Source organism: Streptomyces sp. NPDC004561 (assembly GCF_053602155.1).
In genome coordinates, this window is the sequence record NZ_JBSGDB010000532.1 from 1 (window position 1) to 5,553 (window position 5,553).

Annotated in this window: 6 protein-coding genes and 1 pseudogene; 4 read left to right on the forward strand and 3 right to left on the reverse strand. The window is 73.1% G+C overall.

Annotation, left to right across the window (positions count from 1 at the left end; genetic code table 11):
* Window positions 1-198 (forward strand): eCIS core domain-containing protein (locus tag ACWEN3_RS39905; protein ID WP_452981680.1); only part of this gene is annotated, 198 nt, incomplete at its 5' end.
* Here the strand turns inward: ACWEN3_RS39905 and ACWEN3_RS39910 are convergent.
* Window positions 119-361, reverse strand: a pseudogene (locus tag ACWEN3_RS39910) (DUF6214 family protein); the annotation flags it as partial. The gene ACWEN3_RS39905 and the pseudogene ACWEN3_RS39910 overlap by 80 nt on opposite strands.
* Window positions 362-500: 139 nt before the next feature.
* Here ACWEN3_RS39910 and ACWEN3_RS39915 point away from each other — a divergent pair.
* Window positions 501-1,835, forward strand: coding sequence for an FAD-dependent oxidoreductase (locus ACWEN3_RS39915; RefSeq protein WP_452981668.1), 1,335 nt, complete (start codon window positions 501-503; stop codon window positions 1,833-1,835).
* A 139-nt stretch (window positions 1,836-1,974) separates the two neighbouring features.
* Window positions 1,975-3,366, forward strand: coding sequence for a nucleobase:cation symporter-2 family protein (locus ACWEN3_RS39920; protein WP_452981670.1), 1,392 nt, complete (start codon window positions 1,975-1,977; stop codon window positions 3,364-3,366).
* Here the strand turns inward: ACWEN3_RS39920 and ACWEN3_RS39925 are convergent.
* Window positions 3,283-3,639, reverse strand: coding sequence for an ArsR/SmtB family transcription factor (locus tag ACWEN3_RS39925; protein ID WP_452981673.1), 357 nt, complete (start codon window positions 3,637-3,639; stop codon window positions 3,283-3,285). The genes ACWEN3_RS39920 and ACWEN3_RS39925 overlap by 84 nt on opposite strands.
* A gap of 126 nt (window positions 3,640-3,765) precedes the next feature.
* Here ACWEN3_RS39925 and ACWEN3_RS39930 point away from each other — a divergent pair, with 126 nt between their 5' ends.
* On the forward strand, window positions 3,766-4,845 hold the full coding sequence (locus ACWEN3_RS39930; protein ID WP_452981675.1) for an NADH:flavin oxidoreductase/NADH oxidase: 1,080 nt from the start codon (window positions 3,766-3,768) through the stop codon (window positions 4,843-4,845).
* Between the two features lie 15 nt (window positions 4,846-4,860).
* Here ACWEN3_RS39930 and ACWEN3_RS39935 read toward each other — a convergent pair.
* Window positions 4,861-5,553, reverse strand: a 693-nt coding sequence (locus tag ACWEN3_RS39935) for a cation transporting ATPase C-terminal domain-containing protein (protein ID WP_452981677.1), incomplete at its 5' end; no start/stop codon positions are given.

The following is a 5,553-nucleotide window of genomic DNA, read 5'->3' on the forward strand; positions in this document are numbered from 1 at the left end:
AACAACGACTTCTCCGCCGCTGTCCTCCACGACGGTCCGGTCGCCCAGCGCGCCACGGAGGCGATGGGGGCCCAGGCGATGACGGTGGGCACGCCTCGAACAGCGGCCCCTCGATCCAGTCGGCGAGCACCGTCAGGTCGTCGAGCGACAGGGCGGGCCGGGCCGTCACGTCCTCGAGGGCCACGCATCCCGCGCTGACCACGGCCAGGGCGTCGACCCGGGCGCCGTCGGGAAAGGCCAGCCGGACATGGAGCCAGGACGTGGTGCCGTCGTGCTCCCGCACCTCCCACGCGGGCCATACGGACACCGCGCCGTCCTCCGCGTTCCGATCAGAAAGATCAAGAAAGGATGCTTCCAGCACACACGCAACGTAACCGCATGATCACACCTCATCGAAAAGACACGCGTCCGCGTCACCCCGCCGGCCTCTGCCGTGACGGCCCCGGCGGTGCCATGCTGAAACCGTCCGCGCACTCTCCTTCCGCGTCAGGAGTTCCGCCGTGCTGCGAGTCGCCGTCGTCGGTTCCGGACCGAGCGGGTGCTACGCCGCCCAGAACCTCGTCCAGCAGGACCCCGAGGTGCGCGTGGACGTGCTGGACCGGCTGCCGTGTCCGTACGGCCTGGTCCGGTACGGCGTCGCGCCGGACCACGAGAAGATCAAGTCACTCCAGGGCAGCCTGCGGACGGTGCTGGAGCACGAGCGGGTGCGCTTCCTCGGCGGGGTCCTCGTGGGCGGACCCGGCGGCCTCCCGGTGGAGCGGCTGCGCGGTCTGTACCACGCGGTGGTGTACTGCGTCGGGGCCGCCACCGACCGCCGGCTCGGGGTTCCCGGCGAGGAGCTGCCGGGCAGCTGGTCCGCGACCGAGTTCGTGGCCTGGTACAGCGCGCATCCGGACGCGGCCGACGCGGGCTTCCTGCGCGGGGTGCGTTCGGCGGTGGTCGTCGGCGTGGGCAACGTGGCGGTGGACGTGACCCGGATGCTGGTGCGGGGCGCGGCGGAGCTGCGGCCGACGGACATGCCGCAGGCGGCGCTGGACGCGCTGTCGGCGAGCGGGGTCGGCGAGGTGCACATGGTGGGCCGGCGCGGCCCCGCGCAGGCCCGCTTCACCACCAAGGAGCTGCGCGAGCTGGGCGCCCTGCCGGACACCGACGTCACCGTGGATCCGGCCGAGCTGGCGCTCGATCCGGCCGACCCCGACACGCTGGCGCCGGCGCAGCGCCGCAATCTGGAGGTGCTGCGCGGCTGGGCCGCCCGGCCCCCGGCCGGCGCGGCGCGGCGGATCGCGCTGCGTTTCTTCCTGCGCCCGGTGGAGCTGCTGGCGGACGAGGGCCGGGTGGGCGCCGTCCGCTTCGAACGGACGGTGCCGGACGGCCGGGGCGGGGTGACGGGCACGGGGCGGTACGAGGAGGTGCCCGCGCAGCTGGTGCTGCGCTCGGTGGGCTACCGGGGAGTGCCGCTGGACGGGCTGCCGTTCGACGTGGCGAGCGGCACGGTGCCGCATCTGGCGGGCCGTGTCCTGCGCAACGGCGTGGCCTCGCCCGGCGAGTACGTCGCCGGATGGTTCAAGCGGGGCCCGAGCGGCGTGATCGGCAGCAACCGGCCGTGCGCCAAGGAGACGGTGGCCTCCCTGCTCGCGGACGCCCCCGCACTGGAGCGCGCCGACGTGCCGGCCGATCCGGTGGCGGCGCTGCGGTCGGCCGGGATCGAGCCGGTGACCTGGGGCGGCTGGCTGGCGATCGAGCGGGCCGAGGCCGAGCTGGGCGCGCGGCTGGGCCGCGGTGTGGTGAAGCTGTCCGACTGGGACACCCTCCTGGGGGCGGCACGGTCGGCCTAGGCCCGGCGGCGAGAGTGCCGCCGGGCCCCGGGAGGGCACGACACACAGCGGCAACGGCACCGAAATCGACAAACCGTTCAAGGGACTTACGGTCCCGTCCTGTTCGCATGCCACCCCCACCCGGCGCCCGGGAGTCCCCATGGCCACCGCCACAGACGTGCACCCCGTCGACGAGATACCACCGGTACGGCAGCTGGCCGCCTTCGGGCTCCAGCACGTGCTCGCGATGTACGCCGGCGCCGTGGCGGTGCCGCTGATCGTGGGCGGCGCGCTGAGGCTGTCGCCCGCCGATCTGGCGTACCTGATCACGGCCGACCTGCTGGTGTGCGGCATCGCCACGCTGATCCAGTGCGTCGGGTTCTGGCGGTTCGGCGTCCGGCTGCCGATCATGCAGGGGTGCACGTTCGCCGCCGTGTCTCCGATGGTGCTCATCGGCACGACGGGCGGCGGACTGCCCGCCATCTACGGCGCGGTGATCGTCGCCGGGCTGGCGATCATGCTGCTCGCGCCGGTCTTCGGCAGACTGCTGCGGTTCTTCCCGCCGCTGGTGACGGGCACGGTGATCCTGATCATCGGGGTCTCGCTGCTGCCCGTCGCGGGCAACTGGGCCGCGGGCGGCACCGGTGCGAAGAACTTCGGCGCGCCGAAGAACCTGGCGCTGGCCGCCTTCGTGCTGCTGGTCGTGCTGGCCGTGCAGCGGTTCGCGCCCGCCGCGCTCGGCCGGATCGCCGTCCTGATCGGCATCGCGGTGGGACTGGCGGCCGCCGTGCCCTTCGGGTTCACCGACTTCCGCGGGGTCCGGGACGCCCACTGGGTGGGCGTCAGCACGCCGTTCCACTTCGGGACGCCGGACTTCAGGGCGTCCGCGATCGTGTCCATGCTGGTGGTGGCCCTGGTGACGATGACCGAGACGACCGGTGACCTGATCGCCGTCGGCGAGCTGACCGGCCGGAGGGTGGCGCCGCGCCCGCTCGCCGACGGGCTGCGCGCGGACGGTCTGTCGACCGTGCTGGGCGGGGTCTTCAACACCTTCCCGTACACGGCCTACGCGCAGAACGTGGGTCTGGTCGGCATGACGCGGGTGCGCAGCCGCTGGGTGGTCGCGGCGGCCGGCGGGATCCTCGTACTGCTCGGGCTGCTGCCCAAGCTGGGCGCGGTGGTCGCGGCGATCCCGGCGCCGGTGCTCGGCGGGGCCGGTCTGGTGATGTTCGGGACGGTCGCCGCGAGCGGGCTGCGGACGCTGGCCCGGGTCGACTTCAGGGACAACCACAACCTGACCGTGGTGGCCGTCTCGGTGGCGGTCGGCCTGCTTCCGATGGGCGTGCCGACGGTCTACGCGAAGTTCCCGGACTGGTTCCAGACGGTGATGAACAGCGGCATCAGCGCGGGCTGCCTGTCCGCGATCGTGCTGAACCTGCTCTTCAACCACCTTCCGGCGAAGGCCGGTTCAGGCGCCGTCGCCGAGTCTGCGGGCCTGCCGGCCGGCGGCGGCGAGGAGGCAGTCGAGCAGTCCCGGGAAGAGTCCCTCTAGGTCGTCCCTGCGCAGGCCGTTCATCTTGGCCGTGCCCCGGTAGCACTGCCGGATGACCCCGCTCTCGCGCAGCACACGGAAGTGGTGCGTGGTGGTGGACTTGGTCACCGGCAGCTCGAAGTGCGAACAGGACAGCTCTGCCTCGTCCGCGGCGAGTTCGCGGACGATCCGCAGCCGCACCGGATCGGACAGCGCGTGCAGCACGGCCTCCAGCCGGATCTCCTCCCGCTCCGGGTGCGGCAGAACGCGGCCGGTGGCGGCGGTGTCGGTCACGGCGGCGGCCCTTCGTCACGTAATCCCTGGTTCCCATAGTACGAGAGACATCGTAGTTTGACACTCCTCGTACTACGAGGTCTATCGTACGAGGAGACCAGCGGTCCGTGACGAATGGAGTCCGTCGTGAGCGCGCTCTTCGAGCCCATCACCCTGCGCGAAGTGACCATCCCGAACCGGGTGTGGATGTCCCCGATGTGCCAGTACTCGGCCGAACCGGAGGGGCCGCTCGCCGGCGCCCCGCACGACTGGCACTTCGCGCACTACGCGGCGCGTGCCACCGGCGGCACCGGCCTGATCGTCGTCGAGGCCACGGCGGTCTCCCCGGAGGGCCGGATCTCCCCCTACGACCTGGGTCTGTGGAACGACACCCAGGTGGAGGCATTCCGCCGGATCACCCGCTTCCTGACCGCCCAGGGCACGGTGCCCGCGGTGCAGCTCGCGCACGGCGGCCGCAAGGCCTCGACCGACCGGCCGTGGAAGGGCGGCGCTCCGATCGGCCCGGATGCCCTCGGCTGGCAGCCGCTCGGCCCGAGCCCGGTGGCCTTCGACGAACGCCACCCGGCGCCCACCGAGTTGACGGCCGACGAGATCAGGGAGATCGTCGGCCGGTTCGCCGCCGCGGCCCGCCGGGCGCTCGCCGCCGGCTTCGAGATCGTGGAGATCCACGGCGCCCACGGCTACCTGATCAACGAGTTCCTCTCCCCGCACTCCAACCACCGCACCGACGCCTACGGCGGCTCGTACGAGAACCGCGCCCGGTTCGCCCTCGAGGTGGTCGACGCCGTACGGGAGGTGTGGCCCGAGGACAAGCCGGTGTTCTTCCGCGTCTCGGCCACCGACTGGCTCCAGGACGGCGGCTGGACCACGGAGGACACCGTTCGCCTCGCCCGCGATCTGCACGCCCACGGCGTCGACCTCGTCGACGTCTCCACCGGCGGCAACGCCTCCGGCGTGACCATCCCCACCGGGCCCGGCTACCAGGTCCCGTTCGCCGCCCGGGTGAAGGCCGAGACCCCGCTGCCGGTGGGCGCCGTGGGCATGATCACCGACGCGGAGCAGGCCCAGAAGGTCGTGGCGAACGGCGAGGCCGACGCCGTCCTGCTGGGCCGGGAGCTGCTGCGCAACCCCTCCTGGGCCCGGCACGCCGCACGCGAGCTGGGCGGCGAGGTGCGGGTGCCGGACCAGTACCACCGGTCGGTCTGAGCGCCGTACCCCGGGTCAGGACGGCAGCAGCCGTACGACGGTCTCCTCCAGGCGGGGCAGCGCCCGCTGTCCCGCCAGCGCCAGACCGATCGCCGCCACGACACCGGCCCAGGCCACCGGGCCGAGCGGGGTGCACCCGAAGGCGCGGCTGAGGACCGGCGTCTGGACCACGGCGACCAGCGCCGCGGCCGAGCCCAGGGACGTGATCTGCACCAGGCGGCTGTCGCGCCGGTCGAGGAGGGTCTGCACGAGCTGGGTGCCGACCACCCCGCACAGCGCCATGGTGCTGGAGCGGCGGGCGGTGCCGGGCGTGAAGCGGCCGATCAGCCAGGCCGTGAGCGCGCCCAGGCAGGTGGTCAGGGCCCGGTGCCGGATCTGCCGCAGCAGCGGGTCGCCGAGCACCCCGGCCGCCTCCTCCACGTGGGCCAGGTCCGCCTCGCCCTCCTTCTCCGTCACGGCCACCGCCATCGACGGGAAGAGGTCGGTGAACAGGTTCACCATGAGCATCTGCCGGGTGGACAGCGGCGCCCGGCCGGACAGCAGCGTGCCGAGGAGGCCGAAGCCGACCTCGCCCGCGTTGCCGCCGATGAGGATCGCGATGGCGTCGGCCACGCTGTGCCACAGGGCGCGGCCCTCGCCGACCGCGTCGATCAGCACCGTCAGGTCCTCGTCGGTCAGGACGATGTCGGCGGCGTTGCGCGCGGCGGC

Excerpts from the sequence above, each read along its gene's own strand:
- ACWEN3_RS39920 (WP_452981670.1), top strand. The coding sequence starts at position 1,975 with ATGGCCACCGCCACAGACGTGCACCCCGTCGACGAGATACCACCGGTA.